We start from the raw sequence: 1021 nt of genomic DNA, 5'->3' as shown, positions 1-1021 counted from the left end.
GGCCCCACACTCCCTTCGCCGCCGCGTCCCGGACGAAGTCGGCGAAGTCGCGCGGCTCCCGGCCGAGCGCCCGGCGCACCCCGTCCAGGACGGGCGCCTCCCGGCTCGTGGTGATCGGTTCCAGCGCGTCGGTCCAGAGGCCGGCCTCCACCTCCGGGAAGCCCTCGGCGACGAGCCCGGCCCGGAAGGTGGCCGTGTCGATGGGGACGTACGCGGCGCGCTTTCCGGTCTCCTTCGCGATCTCGTCCAGGACGTCGGCGATGCCGAGCGCGCGCGGGCCCGAGAGCCCGTACTCCTCGCCCGCGTGGCCGTCCTCGGTGAGCGCGGCGACGGCCACGTCCGCGATGTCGTCGGCGTCGATGAACGCGGCCCTCCCGTCCCCGGTGGGCAGCGCCAGTTCCCCGTCGCGTACGCCGTCGAGGAAGACGCCCTCGCTGAAGTTCTGGGAGAACCAGCCCGGCCGCAGGATCGTCCACTCCACCCCGGAGGCGCGCACCGCCCGCTCGCCCTCGCCGTGCGGTCCGCCGTCCTCGTAGGCGGGGCCGAAGTAGCCGGGCACGTCCGTGCCCCGGGCCGAGAGCAGCACCAGCCGCCGCACCCCGCTCGCGACGGCCTGTTCGACGAAGGCGGGCGTCGGGGAGGGTGAGGCGTCGAGCGGGGTGATGTAGACGGCGGCGGCCCCGTCCAGGGCGGCCTGCCAGGTGGTGGGGTCCGACCAGTCGAACGGGGTGTCGCCGGAGCGCGAGGCCGCCCGGGTCTCCACCCCCAGCTCGCGGAGGCGGGCCACCACCCGGCGGCCGGTCTTGCCGGTGCCGCCGATCACGAGTACGGGGCCCGGCACGGAGGTCGCGGCGGAGGTCGGGTCTGTGGTCGCGTCTGTGGTCGCGTCTGCCTGAGTCATGGCACCAGCCTCGCGCGGCCGGGGCGGCCCCGCCCATGGCTCAGCGTCCGGGAGGGATGTCCGAGCGTCCGGCGTACGGCGCCGGGGCGGGCGGCGAACGGCCGAGGCCCGGATCCTCAG

At 76.2% G+C, this 1021-nt stretch carries 1 protein-coding gene; it reads right to left on the bottom strand.

The window, feature by feature from the left end; genetic code table 11:
- Positions 1-901 (bottom strand): NAD(P)H-binding protein (locus ACFWM7_RS35370; RefSeq protein ID WP_383268909.1); only part of this gene is annotated, 901 nt, incomplete at its 3' end.
- Positions 902-1021: the final 120 nt, after the last annotated feature.

Source organism: Streptomyces sp. NPDC058375, assembly GCF_042723425.1.
In the GTDB taxonomy this organism is placed as follows: Bacteria; Actinomycetota; Actinomycetes; order Streptomycetales; family Streptomycetaceae; genus Streptomyces; species Streptomyces durocortorensis.
The sequence above is the reverse complement of the archived record's forward strand: the minus strand, read 5'-3'. Positions and strand labels throughout refer to the sequence as shown.